A 21,219-nucleotide genomic window follows, 5' to 3' on the forward strand; every position below is an offset into this window, starting at 1 on the left:
CGAGGAGTTCTATAACCGCACCCGGCTCCATTCAGCACTGGGCTATAACACCCCCGTGGAGCACGAACTGCTGCTCACCACGGACCAACCTCAGCCGGCACAAGCCGCCTGACCAACTGTCCACAACTTGCGGGCAACCCCACGTGAGAGAGGATCCGGCAAAAGGGGGCGGTTTGGTGAGAGAGGGTCGGGGGGAGGGGGTGGTTTGGTGAGAGAGCGTCGGTGAAAGGGGGTGGTTTGGTGAGAGAGGATCCGGCGAAAGGGGGTGGTTTGGTGAGAGAGCGTTGGCGGAAGGGGGTGGTTTGGTGAGAGAGGGTCAGGCGGCGGCGTGGAGGCCGTCGAAGGCCATGGTGATGACGTCGTCGGCAAGCTTCTCCGGGGACAGCGAGCCGCCGGGCTTGTACCACTCCACGATCGAGTTGATGGTGCCGAACAGGAGGCGCGTGACGGTGCGGGGATCGATGTCCTGCCGCAGCGAGCCGTCCTCGCGGGCCGCGGAGATCAACGCGGCCACTTTGTGGTCGAACGCGCGGCGGCGTTCCAGGGCGTCGCGCTCGATGTCCGTGTTGCCCCGCAAGCGAAGCAGCAGGGTCACGAAGGGCAGCCGGTCCACCAGCACCGCGATGGTCTGGCGGAGCACGAATTCCAGGCGCGAATCTGCCGGGCCGGTCAGCGCGGCGGGCTGCTCCAGGATCGCTTCAAGGCCGCCGAGTGCGTGGTCCAGGGCAAGCTTCAGCAGGTCGCCCTTGGAGGGCACGTGGTGGTAGATGGCTGACTTGGAGATCCCCAGGTTCTCGGCCAGGATGCCCATGGACGTTGCGTCGTATCCGTGGCGGTTGAAGACGTCGACGGCGATGCGGAGCACCGACTGCTGGTCGTAGCCGGGCCGTCCGCGCTTGGCTGTGGTCTCACTAGGCATGGTGGCATCTTCTCACGTTCTCTGGGCGTGACTGCCGTTCAGCGACTTCGCATGTCAGGGCAAACATGCGAAGCCGCAAGGAGGAACGTCAGCCTTTGGGGCGAAGGTCGTAGATCCGGCGGAGTTTCCCGTTGGACCGTTCAAGCGAGCCGGGCTCCACCACGTCAACTACGCAAGACGACCCAACGTGGATCTTGATTTGCTCGCGCAAGGTGTGGGCCGCCGTCGTGCCTGCCTCGACAGGAACGGTTTCGCGCCGCTCGATCCGGACCGTCAGCGAATCCATGCGCTTGCCTTCGGGCCGGGTGATTTCCAGCTGGAAGTGCGGGCTGAGTTCCGGGATCCGCAACGCGATTTCCTCGATCTGGGACGGGAAGAGGTTCACGCCACGGAGGATGATCATGTCATCGCTGCGGCCGGTGATGCGTCCCATGCGACGGTGTGCCGGGCGGGCCGTGCCGGGGAGCAGGCGGGTGAGGTCCTTGGTGCGGTACCGGATGATCGGCAGCGCTTCCTTGGTGAGGGAGGTGAAGACCAGTTCGCCGGGTTCGCCGTCGCCCAGGACGGTGGAGTGGTCGAACGGATCGATGATTTCCGGCCGGAAGTGGTCCTCCCAGATGTGGCACCCGTCCTGGGTTTCCACGGCTTCGCCCGCGACGCCCGGGCCCATGACTTCGGAGAGACCGTAGATGTCCGAGGCCTTGATGTTCATGGTGGTTTCAAGTTCGTGGCGCATCTCCTCGGTCCACGGCTCCGCGCCGAGCACGGCGTACTTGAGCGAGGTGGACGTGGGATCGATGCCCATGTGCGCCATGGCGTCGGCGATGGTCAGCAGGTAGGTTGGCGTGGCCAAGATGGCGTCCGGCTTGAAGTCCTGGATGAGCTGGATCTGGCGTTCGGTCTGGCCGCCGGACATGGGGATGACGGTGCAACCGAGGGCTTCGGCTCCGGCGTGGGCGCCCAGGCCCCCGGTGAAGAGGCCGTAGCCGTAGGCGTTGTGGACCTTCATTCCGGGGCGGACGCCGGAGGCGCGCAGGGAGCGGGCCACCAGCGTGCCCCAGTTGGCGAGGTCCGTCTTGGTGTAACCAACCACGGTGGGCCGGCCCGTGGTGCCGGAGCTCGCATGGATGCGGGCCACCTGGTCCTGCGGAACGGCGAACATGCCGAACGGGTACTCCAGTCGGAGATCCTCTTTGGTGGTGAAGGGGAACTTGCCGAGGTCGCTGAGTTCGCGAAGGTCCGTGGGGTGCACGCCGGCCTCATCGAACTTGCGCTTGTACAGCGGCACGCGGTCGTAGGCGTAGGCGACGGTGTGCTGGAGGCGGGTGAGCTGCAGGGCCTCCAGTTCGTCGCGGGACATGGTTTCCTCGCGGTCCAGCACGGCATCGGACGTGGACGCAGTCGGTGCGGCGACGGTGTTCTGTGTCATGAGCTTCCTACTTCTTGGAGATGGTGCGGCTGCGGCCACGGAACTCTGCGATGAGTTCGCCGGGCGCGTCTGTGGAGGGGGAGTCCGCCGTGTCAGCGGCATAGAGCTGGATGTCATACAGCCCGCTGCGGCCGGTACTCGCGCGGCGGTTCGCGACGGCGGTAATCACCTGGCCTTCGAAGGCTGGCTTCATGAAGTTGATGTCGACGCCGGAGGCCACCGTGATGTTGGCGGCTTCCTCGGGCGTGGGGTTGGCTGGGTTGCAGGCCAGTGCGAAGGCGGTGTCACCGAAGGCGAAGATCATTCCGCCGTGGGCCATGCCGAAGCCGTTGAGCATTTCCTGCCGGAGCTTCATGCGGATGGTGGCGTGGCCGTCGTCGAGCTTGAGGACCTCGATGCCCATCCATTCGGACGCGTAGTCGTCGGTCAGGATGTGGTGCGAAGCACCGGAGAGGGTTGTTTCAACCATGCGTCATTGCCTCCAGCTTTATTTACCGAATGTTCATTAGGTAATCCCAGATCGGGCGAACTGTCAAGACTGGACGGGGATTCGGGCGAGGAAGCAGGCCGGAAAAATGACCAGGAATGGGTTGCGAAATGGCCCGGGAAACGGGAAGCCGCCTGTCCTCGAAACCCAAGGATTGGACACCGCTTCGGGCGGACACTGTAGCCTCGGAGGCATGCCCGACATTGAGCTTCCCATCCTCACTGAACGACTCATCCTCAGGCGCTTCGAAGCCGAAGACCTTGAGCGCTTCCACGGTTACCAATCCCTCCCCGAGACCGCGCGGTTCCTGCTTCGCCCCGAGCTGAGCAGGACCAAATCCATGGAAGTCCTGGGGCGCTACGCCAACTTCGAGTTCAAGCAGGAAGGGGACTGGGTGTGCCTGGCCATCGAGCGGCAGGACAAGCCAGGGCTCCTGGGCGAAGTAGTGCTGAAATGGTTGGAAGGTCCGGGGCAGGCGGAGATCGGTTGGATCCTGCACCCGGACGCAAGGGGCCAGGGGATTGCCACCGAAGCGGCCGAGGCCGTACTGGACCTGGCCTTCGGACTCCTGGCCTTTCACCGGGTGGATGCCAAGCTCGACTCGCTCAACGCCGGCTCAGCGGGAATTTGCCGGCGTATCGGTATGCGCCTTGAAGCGACGCTCGTGGACATCTGGCACTACAAGGGTCAATGGGCTTCAGAAAACATCTACGCGATCCTGGACTCCGAATGGCGGGCACGCAGGATCGCGAACAGCCAGGACGCCATCGCGCCGAACTAGCCGAACCAAAGACACGCCGGCAGCGCACTAACCCAGCCCGCCGCCGTCGTGCGGCAACGCATCCAACCCGGCCCGCCGCCGTCGTGCGGCAGCGCATCAACCCGGCCCGCCGCCGTCGTGCGGCAACAGTCCGCAGGCTCAGTCCCGGACCGGCCACGCCTTATGGTGCCTGAGCTGTTCGGTGAGCTGCGCCTCGGGCAGGGGCCGGCAGAAGTAGTAACCCTGGCCGCTGGTGCAGCCGATACTGAGCAAGTACTCGGCCTGGTCCTCGGTTTCGATGCCTTCCCACACGGCACCCAGGCCGCACGCCCGGATGAGCTGCAGGACCGCGGCAAGCAGCGCCGGTTGCGAAGGGTCGCTGCCGAGGGCCGAGAGCAGGGAACGGTCCACCTTGACCGCATGCACGGGCAGCCGCCGGAGGTAGTCGATGGACGAGTAGCCGGTGCCGAAGTCGTCGATTTCCATGCCGACGCCCAAGCGCTCCAGGGCTTTGAGCGTGTACCGGTCAAGGTCGTTGCCCTGGATAACGGCTGATTCGGTCAACTCAAGGACCAACTGGGACGGGTCCAGGCCCGCCGAGTTCAACGCATCCCGGACGTCCTCCACGAACTCCAGTCGTTGGAGGTCCGCCGCGGAGACGTTGATGCGCATGTTGAAATCGTGGTGGGCCGTGAGGGGGTCGCTGCGCCACTGCTGCAACTGCTCGACGGCGGTGCGCAGCACCCAGGTGCCCAGCTCGGAGATCATCCCCGTTTCCTCGGCGATGGGGATGAACTCGTCCGGCATCACCATGCCGCGGGTGGGGTGGTTCCACCGGACCAGTGCCTCCACGCCTTCGATCCCGCGCGTATCCAGCCGGATGATCGGCTGGTAGAACAGCACCAGTTGTGAGCCGGTGATGGCTTCCTTGAGTTCGCTGATCAGTTGGTTGCGGAGCTGGCGGGCGTGCAGCATCTCCGGCTTGAACACCTTCAAGCGCCCGCGGCCCTCGGCCTTGGACTCGTACATGGCGATGTCCGCTTCCATCATGAGCACCTGGGCTGTCTGCTCCGGCTGTGCCATCCGGAGGCCCATGCTGGCGCCGCAGCGGAGGTGGTGTCCCTCGATTTCCATGATGCCGTCGACGGCGGCAAGCACCCGGTTGCCGATGGAATTGGCGATCGCCGGGGTCACGTCGCGCAGCAGGACGGCGAACTCGTCGCCGCCCATGCGGGCCACCATGTCCTCTTCCCGGACCGCTCCGCTGATCCGTTGGGCCACGATTTCCAGCACCTGGTCACCGATGGTGTGGCCGAGGGAGTCGTTGATGCCCTTGAAGCCGTTCATGTCCAGGAGGAGGATGGCGGGCCGTTGCCCGCCGTTGCGGGCGCGTTCCTGGGCATCGGTCAAGGCGGAGGTGAAGGCCGAGCGGTTGTTGAGCCCGGTGAGGGAGTCTGTCATGGCCATGTGCTGCATCTCGCGGTGTGCCTCGTGCAGCTGCTTGGTCCTGGCCGCTACGCGCTCCTCAAGCTCGGCGTAGATGATTTGGAGGTCCTCGGCCAGGAGGTTGGTGCCCATGATGACGGCATCGATCTCGTCACGGGCGTCGGAGACTTCAATCCGGGCGTCGAGGTCTCCGGCGGCCAGTTTGATGATGCCTTCCAGGAGCAACCCCAGACGCGGGTCGTTGCCGGCGCCAGACTTCTCCTCGGACATGCTCACCCCCCGTGCGGTCCGCCTCGCTCATCTGCGGTACGCCCAACATTATCGCGGAGATACTCGTGAACGGCAGAGCTTCGTTCCGGGAGGGCTGCCTGCTCGAACAATGCGGCCGATTCGTCGAAGGTTGCCTGCGCCTCTTGTTGCCGTCCAAGGGCCAGCAGGGTGCGGCCCAGGAGGAAATGCGCCTCGGCTGCTGTCTGGGTGGCAAGGACGGAGGAACGGTTGCACAGCGGCTCCAGGATGGCCAGGGCGGCGGGCATGTCCTGGTTGAGATAGTTCCAGCGCGCCCGGACCAGTGACATCTCCAAGTGGTCCCGTTCCGAGCCGCCAACGATGTCCGTGGCCAGCTCGGCCCTTTCGATGCAGCGCAGGGTAGCGGCGTCGCTCAACTTGGCCTGGAGGCGCATCTCGGCCGATGCCCGGTTGAACCGCGCCCACAGGTCAACGTCCTTGGAGGGGGACAGCCTTTCGGCCGCAAGATCGTGGTAGAGGCCGCCGTCGGAGACCCTGTCTGCGAGGAAGGCGACGTTGCCGATCACCCAATAGCCCTTGCCGGCGGTGTCTTCGTCCACGTCGGCCAGCAGGTTTTCGAGTTCCAGGCACTCGCGCCACGCGTCCTCCAGCATCCTGCTTTCTGCCAGGGAGGCAATGAGGGCACGCTGGGCCAGGATCTGCACATACAGCAGGTCCGGATCCCCGGCGGCAAGTTTCGCGGCGTCGGAGGCCATGGCAGCGGCTTCGGCCAGACGTCCGAGTCCCTGCAGGGCAACAGCCACCATGGTTCCCGCCATGGCGCCGCGTTCGGCGGAGGACGCGGTCAGGGGATGGGCGTTGAGGGCCGTTGCAAGTTTGAGGTATTCCTCGATCCGTCCTTGGTCGCGGCGACACTCTGCCTGCAGGTAGAGCATGTTCCACCAGGCGTCATCATCACCGGCGGAGGTGGCCAAATCGGCGGCTTCGCCGGCCAGCCGGAAGGCTTCGTCGAAGTCGCGTTCCTTCCACTTGGCACGTGCGTTGAGTCCGGCTACGACCACTGGCGTTAGTTGGGGACTCTGCATGAGGCCATTATCCATGTTATTGCTGAAGAAAAGCTCGTATAGTTTGCCCCGTGACTTTATTCAAGTCACGAACAAGAAATTCGCATCAGAACGAAAGGGCACAGCGAATGAAGAAATTTGCGGCAACACTGCTCATGGCAGCAGTCTTGGCGGTTACAGGCTTTGCTGCTCCGGCCAACGCCGAGCCTTCGCAGGACAGCACGGCAATCGGCTGGTGGCCGAACAGCGTCACCACCAAGACGAACACCACCAGCATCGGTTGGTGGCCGAACTAATTGGGGGGACGCCTGCAAAGGCCCCATGACGCAAATTGATGCCCCGGGTTACCACCCGGGGCATCAGTTTTGTTTCGGCATGTGTCGCGGATTAGTGACGATCCGCGTCAGGGCAGGCTGCCACGATTGACAGCCTTGTCACAAGCTACGGTCCCCCGATGGGCAGTTCCACGGATACTGTGGTCCCGGCGCCAAGCGTCGAGTCCAGGTCCAGGCGGCCCATGTGCCTGCTGACGATGTCCTGGGCGATGGCCAGTCCCAGGCCGCTTCCGGGGACAGCAGCCGCCGTCGCGTTGGAAGCCCGGTAGAAACGCGTGAAGATGTGGGGGAGATCGTGCTCGGGGATGCCCAGGCCGGTGTCCTCGATTTGGACGAGGGCCGCTTGGCCGCCATCCTCGGTGGCCGCCAGGACACTCGTGATGCCCACCCGGCCACCCTCGGGAGTGAACTTGATGGCGTTGGCCACGATGTTGGTGAACACCTGTTCCAGCTTGGCCTCATCCGCTGTCACTTCAATGTCTTCGGAGGCCTCCACGTAGGAGATGGCCACGTGCCGCGACTCCGCAAGCGGACGCAGCGTCGCAACCACCACCTGCAAAAGCTTGGCGATGTCCACGGGTTTCAAATCCAGGTTGCTGCCGTCCTGCATGGACACCGTGAGCATGTCTTCGATGAGCCGACGCAGCCTGTCCGAATTCCTGGCGATGACATCCAGCATCTTCTTGATGCCGTCCGGCACGGGACCACCCGAGCCGTCGCGGATCATGTCCAGGTAGGCGGTGATGGAGGTCAGCGGAGTACGGAGCTCGTGGTTGACCGTGGCCAGGAAGTCCGTCTTGGCTTTGTCGAGCTGCCGCAGTTGATGGAGGACCCGTTGCTGGGCGCTGATCAGGTGGCCTTGGATGAGGCCGTGTGCAACGTTCCCGGCAACGTGCTGCATGAGGTTGATTTCCGGGCGCGTCCACTCGTGGCTGGCCTCTTCCGTGGCCAGGAGGATGACGCCCAGGGCAGAGGCACCCTCACCGACGGGAAGGATCACCGAGGACACCGGACTGAGCTCGGGCGACCATTCACGCAGCGCCGCAGTGATGCGTGACTCGGGTTCCGTCCGGTGGTCCAGGATGGCCAGGACATCCGCCTTGGTCCACAGCTTGTTGGCGAGGCCCATGATGACGCTCTCCATGTCGCCGAGCTTCGCGGGCAATTGCGCGACGCCGGTGCGGTTCCATTGGGCGCGGATGGAAGGAACCCGTTCGTCGCGGAACGTCGCGAACCACACATGGTCAACATCCAGGGCTTCGCCGAAGCCGCGCACCACCAGGTCCGCAATGAGTTGGGGATCGTTGGTTTCCCGGATGGCGGCGGAGACGTTGCGGAGGCTCTCGCGCAAGGTTTCCACTTCGCCGCGGGCACGGGCCCGTTCCTTGGATCGGCCGAGCAGCGTGTTGACGCGGTACACCAGTTCCTCGGGGCGGACCGGATTGAGGACGTAGTCCACCATGCGCCACGCTTCGACTTCTTCGAGGTCCACCTGGTCACCGGCGTCCAGCAGCAACAGTACGGGGACACCGGGGCTGCGGAGGCCGTGCGCCAGTGAGTTGTCCAGCACCACCACCGAATGGTTGTTGTGTTCCAGGCTGATGGCCAGGGATGCGGCGTTGGAGGCAGGAAACACTTGGAACCCCGCGGCAGTCAGCGCAGCAGAGGTCACCGTCAGCCGTTCGGTGTCAGAGTCCGCCACCAAGGCGGAGAGTGAGACCTGCTGGACATCGGCCCTGTCCGAAACCACTGAGCCCCCTCCGATACAACGTTCGTTCCACGGCAAATACCAGATTTGGCAACACCCTATCAGCGCATGCCCCGGCAGCGGACCAGCGGCGCAGAATGCGTCGGAGGGTTCTTCCCCATCCTTGCCCCAGGGATTTGCCGGCCTTAAAGTGCCTGTTAGGGCTGCCCCGCCCCGACCAAACGCCAAGGAGCAAAGTGGAGCACCCAGAAGCTTCGGAGGACCTTCATCCGGTCACTTTCCAACTGGAACTCGAGGAGCAGGGCATCCTGCGCCTGACCTGGCCGCGCGGCGCCAGGATCAAGGAAACGGACGCCCAGCGTGCCATGGACCGGGTCAACGAACTCTGCGGAGCTGACCGTTACCCCATGATCGTGGACATGGCCACCACGGACGACGTGACCCGTGGCGCCCGCTCGGTTTTCGCCAAGCCGTGCCAGGCCAATCGGATCGCCCTGTGGGGTTCGTCCCCGGTGGACCGGGTCATAGCCAACTTCTTCCTGGGGATCATGAAGCCACCGTGTCCAACCCGTTTTTTCACGGATGAAACAGAAGCCTTGGAGTGGTTGGTTGAGGAATAAGTGCAGGTGAGGGCGGTGTGGCCCCCTATATTGGGAGAATGCTGTCCGCGTTACGGAAATACCTGCTGATTCCACGCCTGATCCGGCTGTCCTCCGGTGCGCCCAAGGATCCGCTGACGGCATGGGACACGTACTGGGGCAATGTCCGTTCCACCGGGGCCGCGGGCGATGTCCTCTGGGATTCGGGCAGCGACCACGAGCTTGAAGGCTACCTTCCCAAACTTTCCGTGCTTAATCAGTCCCTTCCGATCGTGGACGTCGGTTGTGGGAACGGCAGTTTCACGCGCTCGCTGGCGCAGCATTTCCCGCACGCCCTTGGCCTGGATTATGCGGAAAACGCGGTGGACCGGGCACGGCTGGAATCGGACGGAAGTACGACGGCGAGCTACGGGGTCTGCGATATGACGGCACCCGACGCCGCGCGAACCGTGGCGACGGCCTTGGGCCGGGCGGGGTACTCCGGCGACGCGAACGTGTTCATCCGGGGCGTGCTCCACGTACTGGACCGCAAGGGCCGTGCCGCCTTGGCAGCGAACCTGCTGCCCGTCGTCGGAAAACGCGGCATGGTGTTCCTCGCCGAGACCAACTTCCCAGGCACGCCGGTGGACTACGTGACCCATCTTGGCGCGACGAAGGATTCCATTCCGGCGCCGCTCGAATGGGCCATCCGCGGCCTGCCGATGCCGGGCCGCTTTGGTGCCGCGCAGCGCCGCAAGGCCTTCCCAGCGGCGGATTGGGAGCTTGTGGAGGAGGGCGAGGCGAACATCGAGACACGACCCCTGAGCAACCCGTCCAAGCCGGACGTGATCCCGGGTTACTTCGCGATCCTCCGAGCCCGCTAGTACCCAACTGGGGGACAGCAAACGTAACACTGAAGTCCCGTAGCGACGTTTGCTGTCCCCCAGTTGGGTGTATCGAGCGCTACTTGAGGCCGGCTCCGGGGAGGAGTTCGGTGGCGCCTAGGGAGTCCGCCACGAACGCGTAGTCCCAGGCCCGTTCACGCCACTGCACGTAGCGCCCCGACGCGCCCCCGTGGCCGCCGTCCATTTCGATCTTCATGACGATGGGCTCGGACCCCGTGGACGCCGAACGCAGCGCCTGCACCCACTTGGCCGGCTCCACGTACAGCACGCGCGTGTCATTGAAGGACGTCACGGCCGCGATCTTCGGGTAGGCCACAGAACGCACATTCTCGTACGGAGTGTACGACTTCATATACGCGTAGGCCTCGGGGTCCAGGATCGGGTTGCCCCATTCCTCCCACTCCAGCGCGGACAGCGGAAGGTCCGGGTCCAGGATGGTGGTCAGGGCGTCCACGAATGGCACCTGTGCCACCACGGCCGCGTATTTCTCAGGAGCCAGGTTTGCCACCGCACCCATGAGCAGGCCGCCGGCGGACCCACCCATGGCCGCAATCCGCCCCGGAGAAACCCACCCGGAGGAAGCCAGCCAGTCCGTGGCCGCGATGAAGTCCGTGAAGGTGTTCTTCTTGGTGAGCTTCTTGCCGTCCTCGTACCAGTGCCGGCCGAGTTCGCCGCCGCCGCGGATGTGCGCGATCACCATGACAATGCCACGGTCCAGCAGGGACAGACGCGCGACGCCGAAGCCGGGGTCCATGCTCATTTCGTACGAGCCATACCCATATACCAAGCCCGCTGCCGTGCCGTCCTGCTGTACCGAAGCGTGCCGCAACACTGAGAGCGGAACCCGGGTGCCGTCGTCGGCCGTTGCCCATTCGCGCGCCGCTACGTAATCGGTGGGAGAGTAGCCGCCCAGCACCGGGCTCTCCTTCCGGAGAAGCAACTCGCCGGCGGGCTGCGAGGCAGTGGGCAGCACGAAGTCGTAGACCCGCGATGGCGTGAAGTAGGACGTGTAGCCCATGCGGATCACCGGTGCGTTGTAGTCGGAGCCGGAAACACCCGCGGTGTACAGCTCCTCGTCGAAGGACGGCTCAACCGGTGAGCCCTGCGCGGCAGTCCCTAGGCCCTCCAGTGGCAGCACCTGTACACGCTCGATCGTGTCCTTGCGGATGGACAGCACCAGGTGGGTGGCGGTCACGCCGGCACCGTTGACGCGCACCTGCCCGGAATGTTCGACGACGGTACGCCAGTTCTGCTCGGCCAGCGGCTTGGCCAGTTCTTCCGGATCCACCAGGCTCACCATGGAGTTGATGGCGTCCTTGTTATGGGTCAGGAGGAGCGTTTCGCGACCGTCCAGGAGGAACGGCTCGGCCTCGTAGAGGATGTGCTCGTCGCGGGAAATGACGGTGGTGAGGCCGGCTTCGTAGTCGTCGAAGCGGAGCAAGCGCGTTTCGCTGAACTCGGAGCAGCCGATGCTGAGCACCAGGTGACGGCGGTCGGAGGCGAGCTCGAAGCCCAACCACATGGCGACGTCGTCCTCCTGGTACAGCACCTCATCCTCGGTGACGGGCGTGCCCAGGACGTGGGCCTTCACCTGGTACGGCCGCCAGGAATCGTCCACCACTGTATAGAAGAGGCGGGTGCCGTCGGGGGAGAAGGCAACGCCGTAGAAGATGTTCTCGATGACGTCAGGCAGGAGCTCACCGGTGCGGAGGTCCTTGATGCGCAGGGTGAAGCGTTCGTCGCCCGCGTTGTCCACGGCGTAGGCGTAGAGGTTGCCGTCGATGGTTACGGCGGCCCCGCCGATGCTGAAGAACGGCTGGCCCTCGGCCTCAACGTTGCCGTCAAGGAGGATCTCCTCGCCCGCGATCGGGACACCCGGCTCCACGGATGGCGGCGTCCAGTCGGCCACGCGGTCTACGGTGTCCTGTGCCCGGACGCGGCACTGGATGCTGTACTCCTTGCCCTCCACCGAGCGGCTGTAGTACCACCAATCGTCCTTGCGGCTGGGCACGGAAAGGTCCGTTTCCTGGGTGCGGCCCTTGATCTCCTGGAACATGGCCTCGCGGAGGGGCTCCTGGTGCGCGGTGACGGCCTCCTGGTAGCTGTTCTCAGCCTTGAGGTGCTCCACGACCTCGGGCGAGTCCTTGTCCCGCAGCCACTCGTAGTTGTCCACGAAGACATCGCCATGGTGTTCGCGGTGGACAGGGACCTTCTTGGCGACAGGAGGCTGAAGTGCCGGTTCCGTGGCAGCGGCAGGTGCGGGGGAGATGTGGCTCATGTGGTCACTTTATCGACGGGCTCTGACAGCGAGCCAGCAATTTCGCTGAGAGCGCCGGGGAAGCCCGCAGGCAGAGGTGGATTCCTGCGACTCGGACGTACGGACCCGAAGTGTCGTCATGACCGGCGTTATCCGCCACTACCTATATTGCGAGCACAGATTCGCACCGTTCCCGGATAAATCGGAGGCTCCCATGGTCTTGCATCAGCAGCACGTCACCCACGTTGGCAGCGTGGGTCTTCAGTCGTTCCGACACTTCGAGTCGAGCCCCATGACAGGGACGATGCGGCGCTCCTATGTAGACCTCGAGGTTGTCATCCCCGCCTACAATGAGGCCGCCCGGATTCCTGGCACCTTGAGGCAGACCGTCGACTTCCTGGCCGGCCAGCCATGGTCGTCCCGGATCGTGGTGGTGGACAACGGCAGCGTGGACGAGACTGCAGCGGTTGTCCGCAGGATTTCGCATGAAACCCAGCACGAAGTGCCGATCTCCGTAGTGGGATGCTCCCGCCGCGGGAAAGGAGCCGCGGTCCGTCGTGGCCTTCTCAGCGGCACATCCCGGTTCACCGGCTTCTTTGACGCGGACCTGGCCACGCCTTTGGAGACGCTGGTAGAAGTCATGACGCACCTCTCCGACGGCGCGGCCGCCGTCATAGCATCCCGCCACGCACCCGGCTCCAGGTTCGTCCAACCGCAACACCCCGTGCGCAGGGTAGGGGGAACGGCCTTCCGCGTCTTGACCAGATCCAAGGTCAAGGGCATCCGTGATACCCAATGCGGCTTCAAGTTCTTCGAACGCGAAGCACTCACCGCAGCCATGGTGCAGTGCCGCAGCACTGGGTTCGCCTTCGACGTGGAACTGCTTCTGCGGCTCCAGCACAATCACTCCAGCATCATCGAACTGCCAGTGTCGTGGACAGACGGCGCCGGGTCCACGTTCCGCCCCATTCGCGACGGGGTTTCCAGCTTCGCCTCGGTGATCCAGCTCCAGAAAGCAATGCTGTGACTAACTCCCTACCCGATTTCAACTCCCCCGAGCGGCTCGCCGGAAAGCAGGTCCTGGTCCTCAACTGGCGCGATATCAGGCATTCGCAGGCCGGGGGTGCCGAGCAATACATGCACGAGATCTCACGCAGGTGGGTGCAGAGCGGGGTCCGGGTCACCTGGTTTACAGGGCGCGACGACGGCCAAGCGGCTGAGGACGTCATCGACGGTATCCGCATACTCCGCGGCGGCGGGCCGTTGTCCATTTACGGGCACTCTGCCGTGAGGCTCTTACGGACCAGCGGCCAGTTTGACGCGGTGGTGGACTGCCAAAACGGCATCCCGTTCTTTTCACCGTTGTTCCTGCCCCGAGGGGTTCCCGTGATCCAGTTGGTCCACCATGTGCACCAGGAACAATTCCGCACCCGGTTCTCACCGCCCTTGGCCGCCGTGGGCCGCTTTCTGGAGGGGACCGGCGCCAAGACGGTGTATGGACAGCGGGCGATCGTCGCAGTGTCCCCGTCCACACGGTTGGAACTGCGGAAGCTCGGATTTGCGGGACCGATCCACGTGGTGCCGAACGGCACCATCGACATTCCACCCATGGTTGGCGACCGTGCGCCTGAGCCGACCATCGCCGTCGTCAGCCGTTTGGTTCCACACAAGCGCCTGGACCTGTTGCTGGGCCAGTTTGCGGTGGCCGCCCGCACCTTTCCCAAGCTGAGGATGGATATTGTCGGGGACGGGCCGGAGCGGCCTCGATTGCAGCAGCTCGCCATGGACCTTGGCCTCGACCCTTCCGTGACGTTCCATGGCTACCAGCCCAATGAGGTCCGTGACCGGTTGCTGGGGAGGGCTTGGCTGACCGCCTCCACCTCCGCATCGGAAGGCTGGGGCTGTTCGGTCATCGAAGCCGCGGCCTGGGGCGTGCCATGCCTGGCACTTCGTGTGCCGGGTATCCGGGACTCCGTGGTAGATGGCAAGACCGGGTGGCTGGTTGACACCCCGCGCGAATTCGGAACGGCCCTGGTAGACACCATCAGACTCTTGACGGAGCGCGAGGCCGCTACGGACATGGCACTCGAATGCCGGGAGTGGGCAAGCTGTTTCACATGGGACCGCAGCACGAAGTTGCTGACCGGCGTGCTCCTGGAAGAAGGGATGCGTCTCAATGGCGGAGAACCACGTTCCGTCCATTCGGACTTGTCCACCATGGTGCGTTTTGAACGGCCGGTTGGCGTCGAGCTTTGTGACATTCTGCGGCCCGCAGATGAAGTTGCGGTGACCGATGAGGGAAATGTTTGGATCCTGATGAAAGGCCGCGATGAATTCGAAGCCTTCTCCGCGGTGAAGAGGCTCGGCGTGGGGCCGGCCGACGTCCACCCCGTGGGCCGCAAGACGCTGCTCGCTGGTCCCCGGGCCGCCTTCGATACGGCCGGCGCCGTCGATGGTCACTAGTGGCATCGGGTTGGTGGATGGAACCCGGCCTTCGTTGAGCACCGACCTAAGAAAGAGAGCACGGGCCGCCGTGCGCGACGGCCCCCGACCCGATTTGGGCGAAAGGCCCAGAGCCGAACTCAAGAACAGTGAATCGGACAACGATCTAAAAGTCGTAGAAAACAGTGGCTTCCTGGCAGTCTCCGCTGCCTTGGTGGGTGTGATCAGCTACGCCTGTACGCTGCTCATGGCCAACATGCTGGGGACGGGGGACTACACGCGGTTCGCCGCAGCGGCGATGGTCCTGGGAATTGTGGGAATCGTTGCGAACGCGCTGGTTCCACTTCCCCTGTCACATGTGGTTGCGGTCCACCCCAGAAGCACCGAAGAGCGACGTAACGGCATGGCTTTTTCAGTCTTCGTGTCATGCCTGGCTGGTATGGCCGCGGCAATCATCGCCGGTGGGATGACGTGGGCACTGGCTAATCCATCGCTGGCAGCTGCTGTGGCCTTGGCCTCCTTCGTCATTTTCGTGACGAATGCAACCGCCGGGTGGCTGCAAGGTGAGCTCCGCTTTACGTGGTACGCAGTGGCCACCATTGGCGAGGTAGTCCTCCGGTTGGTGGTCAGCTTGCTGGTGATTGTGATGGCCTGGGGCGCCGTGGGAGCCGTACTTGGTTTCGTGGTGGGTTGCGCGGCCATGTTGGTGGTCCCGCCGTCTTTCTACAGGGACCTTCGCTGGCGTCCGGGGGTGTTGTTTGAAAAGTGGCGCTGGGCCGAAACAAGCGATATCGCTTTAGTGCTCTGTGTTGTATCCGTCTTGGTGGGCATCGATGTGGTGGTGGTCGGCTTCCTCGATAACGGCTCCGCCGACGCGGCGGGATTCCAAGCACTTGCCACGATTGCCAAGGGGCCCGTTTACGTGGCCGCGGGTTCGGCCATGGTGGCCTTTCCGCTCCTTCGAAAGCCCGGGGCCAAGGTCAGCGAGGTGCTTGGCGCGTCATTCGCATCCTTTGGGCAACTGGTGGTTGTGGCCTTTGCCATCATTGCTACCGCGCCGCCGGTGATGGCGGGACTCGTGGTTCCGGTGAAGTACCACGGCTCCCTGGGGCTGTTGCCGTGGTTGGCTGCTTCCGGCCTTGGATATGCCGTTCTGATGGTGCTTTCCACGGTCCTCCTTGCCATGCGGGCCTACCGGCGCTGCCAGATTGGGCTCGCCGTCGCCAGTGTCCTGGTGATCGGCGGGCTGTGGATCGGCTGGCAGTTGAATGCCGTGGCGGGTATGGCCATCGGTTCTGCGGCGGGTGCCGTCATGTCCGGACTGGTTCTGGCGGTACTGGCACGCCCGATAGTGGCGGACGCCGGTTCCGGCCAGGGATTCGCGAAGTTTGTCCTCTTGGGCCTGGCACTTGTGGCGGCCCTGGCACTGTTTGCGCTTCTGCAAGCTGCGGTTTGGCTGGTGATGGCCGGCGTCAGCGGTGTGGCAGTCCTGGCCCACCAGAAAGACCTGCTGCCTCACAGGAATGACTTCAAAATCCCGCGCTGGCTCCGGGCCGGGGGCATGGCCCCCAGAAGTGGGCGCAGGGCCCTGGGCTCCAAAACGATGCAGCAAACACAACCCGTGAATCCGCTTTTGCGAAGGACCCCCCAAGAGTTTCCCAAGCCCGCAAAGTACTGGGCGGATGTTTACGCGGCGGAGGGAAGGCCATGAGAGTGCTGCATCTGGGATTCGAGGATCCCCGCATGCCTGGAGCCGGTGGAGGAGCCGTTAGGACGCATCAGGTCAATCGCCGCCTGGTGGAACAGGGATTCGAGGTGACCGTGCTGACAACCCGGTATCCGGGATGGAATGAACGGGAGGAAGACGGTATTCACTATGTACCGGTTGGGCTGGGCAACGGCGCAAACCGATGGAACCGATTGGTGGCCTATGTGGCGTGCCTGCCCTTCGAGGTATGGAAACGCCGGGGAAACATCGACTTGGTTGTAGAAGACTTCTTCGCACCGTTTTCCACCATGGCTGCTCCGCTCTGGACTGGTCGCCCCACCATCGGAATTGTCCAATGGCTGCATGCCACGGACAAGGCACGCCAATACAAATTGCCCTTGCATTGGATGGAAAGGCTCGGCGTCCGCACGTATCGCCGGCTGATCGCAGTCTCACAAGGGATTGCCGACAGGCTATCGGCCATGAATCCTGGAATTCACGTTGACGTCATCGGCAATGGCGTGGATCCCGCAGCCTGGAAACCCGAACCACATCGCGGCCGGAACGTACTTTTCATCGGGCGCCTGGATTACAGCCCAAAAGGCCTGGATTTGCTCGTGGATGCGTGGAAACAGTGTTGCCCCCGGATCGACGGGGACCTTCTCATCGCAGGAGGGGGGCCGGACGAAGACAAGCTTCGGGCAGCCATCCATGAGGCCGGGCTTTCACAGCGCGTGCGCCTTCTGGGTTGGTTGTCCGGTGACGAGAAATTCCGGGCGTTGAGCGATGCCCGCCTGGTGGTGGTCCCCTCCAGACATGAGACCTTTGGGCTGGTTGCCATCGATGCATTGGCGACAGGGACGCCGGTGATCGCCTTCGACATTCCCTGCCTTCGGGAGATCGTCCCACCAGGGGCGGGCTGGCTTGTGGAGTCCTTCGATGTCAGCGCGTTCGCGGAGGAGATCGCCCGCAGGTACGCCCAACCAGACCTTGGCGGAGTGGCCACCTTCGGCAGGGAGTTTGCCACCGGCTACAACTGGGATGCGCTCGCCACCCTGCAGGCAGGGTCTTACCGGGAATCCCTGGACACATTGAGCAGGGACGCCACCGGGCTCCAAGAGGCCGATTATTCGGAAAGGGTTTGAATGACGCACCCATCACGTATTGAACGATCCCTGACAAGCGGCGCACCGTGGCTCTTCCTGTCACCTCACCTTGACGACGCCGTGCTGTCATGCGGCGCGCTGATGGAAGCACAGGCTCGCAAGCGACCGATCATAGTGGCCACATTGTTCACTGAGGCGTCGCCTGGGCCGCATACTCGTGCGGCCAAGTCTTTCCTGCGCCAATGCGGCACCGTGAAAGCGGGCGAGTTGTACGCAGCACGGCGAACAGAGGACCGGGAAGTCCTGATGGACATGGGAATCCAATTCATCCATCTGGGCGAAGTGGATGCGCTTTTCCGGCGGCGCCGCAAGCCCACTTGGCTGGGGAGCAGCGCCTGGGACAGGCTTCTACCGGAACTCACGCACCGCTACGCCACCTACCGGTTCGATATCGCCCTGGGCAGGGTTTCCAGAGGTGACAAAGAGGTGATCCGACACCTCAGGGACGAGGTGGCCGCGCTGATGGCACAGACCCAGGCGGAACTGATCTTTTGTCCCGCTGGTGTAGGAAAGCATGTGGACCACCTGATCACCCGCGAACTCGGCAAGGGACATAGCAAGAATCTGGTGATGTACTCGGACTTCCCGTACGACCTCGTATCGCGGCCGGATGAAGCGCACCTGGAAAGCTTGGGATACGCGGCATGGGCCTGGGATACGGGCCTGGCGGCCAAACCCTCACGGATTAAGCAGTACGCCTCCCAAGCCAACGCGCTCTTCCCCGAAGGCGTAATTCCCTTGAAGCCGGAAATCTATTTCGTCCCCGGGCATTTCGGAGCTTGATACGTGACTTATCCGCAGGTGAGTGAGGCATCGCCAAAAAGGGTTCCAGCGCGCAGGCCGGCCAGAAAGCCTGACGGCGCATTGGGGCGTTGGTGGGTGGTTGCCGCGATGTTGGCACTGCTGGCGCTGGTGTTCCGGATTTTCGGCGTTCAGCGTGCCAATGACGTGTTCATCGATGAAGTAACCTACGCAGATTTCGCCAGGCAAATAGCTCATGGCCACATGCCATCAACGTCCGGTGCTCCCTTCTTCCTGCATCCCCCGGGAACGTACGCACTCAATGGGTTGGTTATCCGTGTGTTGGGGCTGGAAGGTGACCCCATGGATCTAGCCCTGCAATTGCGCTGGGTCAACGCGTTCCTCGGAGTGCTGACGGTGGTGGTCTGTTTTTTCCTGGTTCGCCGCCTGGTGGGAGTGCATTCCGCTGCATTGGCCGCAGTGGTCCTTGCGAGTGACCCGTTTGTACTCCGCATGGACGGGAGGTTGATGATGGAAACTCCGGCAGGACTGGCCGTGCTTTCTGGGTGGCTCTTGGTCTTGAAGCTGCTGGACCTTGAACGGGGACGTACACGGCTTTGGCTTGAAATCAGTGCCGGGTTGGTCTTTGGGACGGCCATCGTCATGAAGGATATGACGTCCATTTTTACGGTGGTCCCGCTCCTTGCTGCCGTGCTTTGGCGCCGAACCGTCACCTTACAAAGTGCCGGGCGGATCCTGGCCTGTTCGCTGATTCCCTATGTGGCCTATCTGGGCGTGGTTGTCGCCACTGGACTGCTGCCGGATTTCGTGGGAGAGAAATCTGTGGGTGTACTCCGCATGATCGGCGCTGTTCAGATGACGGGCTTCAACTCGGTCCCTGGCGTGGATTTCACCGGCCGGCTGATGGACCTCGCCAGTCGATTCGGCACTAGCTACGCGCTGCTTGGCCTTTCCATTGTGGGTGGCGCGGTGGCAGCCCTTTCACCGCTCGCGAAGCGGCGCCTGATGGGACTCTTTTCACTGTTCACGGGCTTTGTGGGCGTCTATTCCGTCTTCTTCGGAGCTGCGGAGGAGCAATTTGGCTACTGCGTGGTGCTGGCTGCGCTGGTCTCGTTGCCTGTTGCGGCGGCGATGCTGGTGAAGTGGCACCGTCGACTACGCCCGGTGGTGTTACTTGGCGCGGCAGTCATGGTGGTCCTTAGTCTCGTTTTGGGCATCCAAGCAAGGTCGGTGGTTGATGACGGGCTTGTCCGTGCGCGGGATTGGATGAATGCAGAGATACCTGGTTCGTCGAGGGTGGGCTTGACTTCGGTAACGGGTGAGTTCGCGCTGCTTCCCCACGAAGGCTGGGACGTTTTGCCCTCGTTGCGGTCCTTGCGCGATGGGGGAGCTGACTACGTTCTGACGCAGGGCAGGCAGCTGAGTGAGGGATATGGCTTCGCTTCCCCTGAGTTCCTGACCTGGCTGGAGGAGAACGCCCAGCCAGTGTTCACCTTTGCAGGACCCACATCCGGCGACACAGTGGTGTGGAAACTGGACCGGACGCGGCTCGACGCAGCTGTGGCCGGAGGGCTGGTCCTGCCGCCCGTAACCGGAGGATACGAATGAAACGAATAACTTTGGCAAGTGTGCTGACGCTCTTGATAGCCAGCGTAGGCCTTGGATGCGCTGCCGACACCGGAAGAATCGCGCCCGTTCCCTTGGTGTTCGGAGTTCTGGGTGCCTCTTGTTCATCCGAACGGGTGACGGCGCTTCGGGCGGCAGGAGTCTCCGCCGTGGAATTACCGCTGGGCTGGGATCGCTACGAACCTGCCGCGGGGCGAGTGGACCGTCGGTATGTTGCCGAAGTGCGGGCGCAATTGGATACGTGCCGTACGGCCGGGATGAAAGTGGTTCTATCGCCAGGCCTGCAGTACGCGCCTGATTGGGTGAGGCGCCTGCCCGGGGGTGTGCTGCGAGGGAGTGACGGCGGAATACCAAGGGACCATGCGGCCGAGCTGATCTTTAGCGCGGCGGTGCGCGACGCCGTGCAAAGATACTTGGCCCACGTTGTAGAGGATCTGGGTCTGGATGACATCGCTGCCATACGCGTTGGCACCAACGGCACCGGGGAATTGGGGTATCCGGGCCCCGAGGACGGCGGTAGTGAGCAGGAATTTTGGGCGTTCGGTGACGCTCCTCAGCTCGGTGAGGGCTTGGCGGAGGGAGCAAGACGTTCGCCGATGCCGGGATGGCGTCCGGGATCAGGCTCGTGGAACGGAAATGCCGTATCTGCCGTGCAGGTCACGGCCTGGTGGGATTGGTACGCGCGATCAGTCGTGGATGCAGTGGTGTGGCAGGTTACTGAACTCCGCAGCCTGGGATTCGAAGGACGCGTGCACGTTCCCGTCGCTGGCCGCGGTGTACTCCCTGCTGACCAAGTGAAGGCTGTGCAGGGGCGTTTGGACGGAAGGGCAAACCCTGACGGCGCCCAGGAACGCGGACTGGACTACGCGGCACAATTTGCTGTCCTCTCCACACTGCCGAACGTGGACGTCGACTTCACCGGGCTGGACGACGTTTCGGACGTCAGAGCACGCGCTGAAGAACCACGGCAGGACAGGTGCCTCCCCGGAGACGAAGAGAAGGTGTTGCTTGAAGAGGTCCATTTGTGGTCCTCGCACAGATACACGAGCTCTTTGGCACGACGTGCCGGACTCGGGCTGGTAGGCGAGAACCCTGGCCCCCCGGATTCGCCGTTCACCGGCGGTTCGGCACTGTCGGACAGTCTGTCGGATCAATTGCGGAGGGCTCCTGCCTACGCCGCGGAATGCGGGATGACAATGTTCCTGTTCGGTTTTGAAGACGACCTCTTCAACGATCGCAACGGGGTGACTCTTGAAGACTACGGCGATGCGATGAGTAAACTGCGGGCCCTCAATTAGTCCCGTCACGTACTCGCGGCTGTACGCACTGAGCGAGTTCAGTCTGAACGGGCTGACTGGGCGGCGGCGTCCTGATGAGT

At 63.4% G+C, this 21,219-nt stretch carries 18 protein-coding genes; 11 read left to right on the forward strand and 7 right to left on the reverse strand.

Annotated features, from left to right (window positions below; genetic code table 11):
- Nucleotides 1–316: 316 nt before the first annotated feature.
- From ACH488_RS15650 to ACH488_RS15660, 3 genes are all read right to left on the reverse strand, one after another.
- Nucleotides 317–919, reverse strand: coding sequence for a TetR/AcrR family transcriptional regulator (locus tag ACH488_RS15650; protein WP_397325481.1), 603 nt, complete (start codon nt 917–919; stop codon nt 317–319).
- An 88-nt stretch (nt 920–1,007) separates the two neighbouring features.
- Nucleotides 1,008–2,348, reverse strand: coding sequence for a phenylacetate--CoA ligase PaaK (gene paaK, locus ACH488_RS15655; protein WP_397325482.1), 1,341 nt, complete (start codon nt 2,346–2,348; stop codon nt 1,008–1,010).
- Nucleotides 2,349–2,355: 7 nt separating this feature from the next.
- Nucleotides 2,356–2,817: a hotdog fold thioesterase gene (locus ACH488_RS15660; protein ID WP_397325483.1), complete on the reverse strand. Its 462-nt coding sequence runs from the start codon at nt 2,815–2,817 to the stop codon at nt 2,356–2,358.
- 211 nt (nt 2,818–3,028) lie between these two features.
- On the opposite strand from ACH488_RS15660, the gene ACH488_RS15665 reads away from it, so the two are divergent.
- A complete protein-coding gene (locus ACH488_RS15665; RefSeq protein WP_397325484.1) occupies nt 3,029–3,616 on the forward strand; it encodes a GNAT family N-acetyltransferase in 588 nt (195 codons plus the stop codon).
- Between the two features lie 138 nt (nt 3,617–3,754).
- On the opposite strand, the gene ACH488_RS15670 is transcribed toward ACH488_RS15665, so the two are convergent.
- A complete protein-coding gene (locus ACH488_RS15670) occupies nt 3,755–5,311 on the reverse strand; it encodes a putative bifunctional diguanylate cyclase/phosphodiesterase (RefSeq protein WP_397325485.1) in 1,557 nt (518 codons plus the stop codon).
- Nucleotides 5,312–5,313: 2 nt separating this feature from the next.
- Entirely contained in the window at nt 5,314–6,375 is a 1,062-nt protein-coding gene (locus ACH488_RS15675; protein ID WP_397325486.1) for a hypothetical protein, read from the reverse strand.
- Between the two features lie 107 nt (nt 6,376–6,482).
- Here ACH488_RS15675 and ACH488_RS15680 point away from each other — a divergent pair, with 107 nt between their 5' ends.
- Complete coding sequence (locus ACH488_RS15680) at nt 6,483–6,650, forward strand: hypothetical protein (RefSeq protein ID WP_021473873.1); 168 nt, start codon at nt 6,483–6,485, stop codon at nt 6,648–6,650.
- Nucleotides 6,651–6,795: 145 nt separating this feature from the next.
- On the opposite strand, the gene ACH488_RS15685 is transcribed toward ACH488_RS15680, so the two are convergent.
- On the reverse strand, nt 6,796–8,439 hold the full coding sequence (locus tag ACH488_RS15685) for an ATP-binding protein (RefSeq protein WP_397325487.1): 1,644 nt from the start codon (nt 8,437–8,439) through the stop codon (nt 6,796–6,798).
- Between the two features lie 194 nt (nt 8,440–8,633).
- On the opposite strand from ACH488_RS15685, the gene ACH488_RS15690 reads away from it, so the two are divergent.
- Both ACH488_RS15690 and ACH488_RS15695 read left to right on the forward strand, forming a co-directional pair.
- The gene (locus ACH488_RS15690) at nt 8,634–9,017 is read left to right on the forward strand and encodes an STAS/SEC14 domain-containing protein (protein ID WP_397325488.1); all 384 of its coding nucleotides are present in this window, start codon (nt 8,634–8,636) and stop codon (nt 9,015–9,017) included.
- Between the two features lie 38 nt (nt 9,018–9,055).
- Nucleotides 9,056–9,859 (forward strand): methyltransferase domain-containing protein, encoded by an 804-nt coding sequence (locus tag ACH488_RS15695; RefSeq protein WP_397325489.1) that lies wholly within the window; start codon nt 9,056–9,058, stop codon nt 9,857–9,859.
- Between the two features lie 79 nt (nt 9,860–9,938).
- Here the strand turns inward: ACH488_RS15695 and ACH488_RS15700 are convergent, their stop codons facing one another.
- The gene (locus tag ACH488_RS15700; RefSeq protein WP_397325490.1) at nt 9,939–12,158 is read right to left on the reverse strand and encodes a S9 family peptidase; all 2,220 of its coding nucleotides are present in this window, start codon (nt 12,156–12,158) and stop codon (nt 9,939–9,941) included.
- A 193-nt stretch (nt 12,159–12,351) separates the two neighbouring features.
- On the opposite strand from ACH488_RS15700, the gene ACH488_RS15705 reads away from it, so the two are divergent.
- The 7 genes from ACH488_RS15705 (at nt 12,352) to ACH488_RS15735 (ending at nt 21,139) form a co-directional block, all read left to right on the forward strand.
- Nucleotides 12,352–13,164, forward strand: coding sequence for a glycosyltransferase (locus ACH488_RS15705; RefSeq protein ID WP_397325491.1), 813 nt, complete (start codon nt 12,352–12,354; stop codon nt 13,162–13,164).
- Nucleotides 13,161–14,600 carry a glycosyltransferase family 4 protein gene (locus ACH488_RS15710; RefSeq protein WP_397325492.1) on the forward strand — a complete coding sequence of 480 codons (1,440 nt, stop codon included), beginning with the start codon at nt 13,161–13,163 and terminating at the stop codon, nt 14,598–14,600. The genes ACH488_RS15705 and ACH488_RS15710 overlap by 4 nt, the downstream gene beginning before the upstream one ends.
- A 34-nt stretch (nt 14,601–14,634) precedes the next feature.
- The gene (locus ACH488_RS15715; protein WP_397325493.1) at nt 14,635–16,290 is read left to right on the forward strand and encodes a lipopolysaccharide biosynthesis protein; all 1,656 of its coding nucleotides are present in this window, start codon (nt 14,635–14,637) and stop codon (nt 16,288–16,290) included.
- Complete coding sequence (locus ACH488_RS15720; protein ID WP_397325494.1) at nt 16,287–17,432, forward strand: glycosyltransferase family 4 protein; 1,146 nt, start codon at nt 16,287–16,289, stop codon at nt 17,430–17,432. Before ACH488_RS15715 ends, ACH488_RS15720 begins: the two co-directional genes overlap by 4 nt.
- Entirely contained in the window at nt 17,433–18,236 is an 804-nt protein-coding gene (locus ACH488_RS15725; RefSeq protein ID WP_397325495.1) for a PIG-L deacetylase family protein, read from the forward strand.
- A 108-nt stretch (nt 18,237–18,344) separates the two neighbouring features.
- A complete protein-coding gene (locus ACH488_RS15730; protein ID WP_397325496.1) occupies nt 18,345–19,823 on the forward strand; it encodes an ArnT family glycosyltransferase in 1,479 nt (492 codons plus the stop codon).
- 431 nt (nt 19,824–20,254) lie between these two features.
- Nucleotides 20,255–21,139, forward strand: coding sequence for a hypothetical protein (locus ACH488_RS15735; protein WP_397325497.1), 885 nt, complete (start codon nt 20,255–20,257; stop codon nt 21,137–21,139).
- The last annotated feature ends 80 nt before the right edge of the window (nt 21,140–21,219 follow it).

The sequence above is a fragment of the Paenarthrobacter sp. NPDC018779 genome, from assembly GCF_044391085.1.
Taxonomy (GTDB): Bacteria; Actinomycetota; Actinomycetes; order Actinomycetales; family Micrococcaceae; genus Arthrobacter.

Excerpts from the sequence above, each read along its gene's own strand:
- ACH488_RS15650 (WP_397325481.1), bottom strand. The coding sequence starts at position 919 with ATGCCTAGTGAGACCACAGCCAAGCGCGGACGGCCCGGCTACGACCAG.
- paaK (WP_397325482.1), bottom strand. The coding sequence starts at position 2,348 with ATGACACAGAACACCGTCGCCGCACCGACTGCGTCCACGTCCGATGCC.
- ACH488_RS15660 (WP_397325483.1), bottom strand. The coding sequence starts at position 2,817 with ATGGTTGAAACAACCCTCTCCGGTGCTTCGCACCACATCCTGACCGAC.
- ACH488_RS15665 (WP_397325484.1), top strand. The coding sequence starts at position 3,029 with ATGCCCGACATTGAGCTTCCCATCCTCACTGAACGACTCATCCTCAGG.
- ACH488_RS15670 (WP_397325485.1), bottom strand. The coding sequence starts at position 5,311 with ATGTCCGAGGAGAAGTCTGGCGCCGGCAACGACCCGCGTCTGGGGTTG.
- ACH488_RS15675 (WP_397325486.1), bottom strand. The coding sequence starts at position 6,375 with ATGCAGAGTCCCCAACTAACGCCAGTGGTCGTAGCCGGACTCAACGCA.
- ACH488_RS15680 (WP_021473873.1), top strand. The coding sequence starts at position 6,483 with ATGAAGAAATTTGCGGCAACACTGCTCATGGCAGCAGTCTTGGCGGTT.
- ACH488_RS15695 (WP_397325489.1), top strand. The coding sequence starts at position 9,056 with ATGCTGTCCGCGTTACGGAAATACCTGCTGATTCCACGCCTGATCCGG.
- ACH488_RS15700 (WP_397325490.1), bottom strand. The coding sequence starts at position 12,158 with ATGAGCCACATCTCCCCCGCACCTGCCGCTGCCACGGAACCGGCACTT.
- ACH488_RS15705 (WP_397325491.1), top strand. The coding sequence starts at position 12,352 with ATGGTCTTGCATCAGCAGCACGTCACCCACGTTGGCAGCGTGGGTCTT.
- ACH488_RS15720 (WP_397325494.1), top strand. The coding sequence starts at position 16,287 with ATGAGAGTGCTGCATCTGGGATTCGAGGATCCCCGCATGCCTGGAGCC.
- ACH488_RS15725 (WP_397325495.1), top strand. The coding sequence starts at position 17,433 with ATGACGCACCCATCACGTATTGAACGATCCCTGACAAGCGGCGCACCG.
- ACH488_RS15730 (WP_397325496.1), top strand. The coding sequence starts at position 18,345 with ATGTTGGCACTGCTGGCGCTGGTGTTCCGGATTTTCGGCGTTCAGCGT.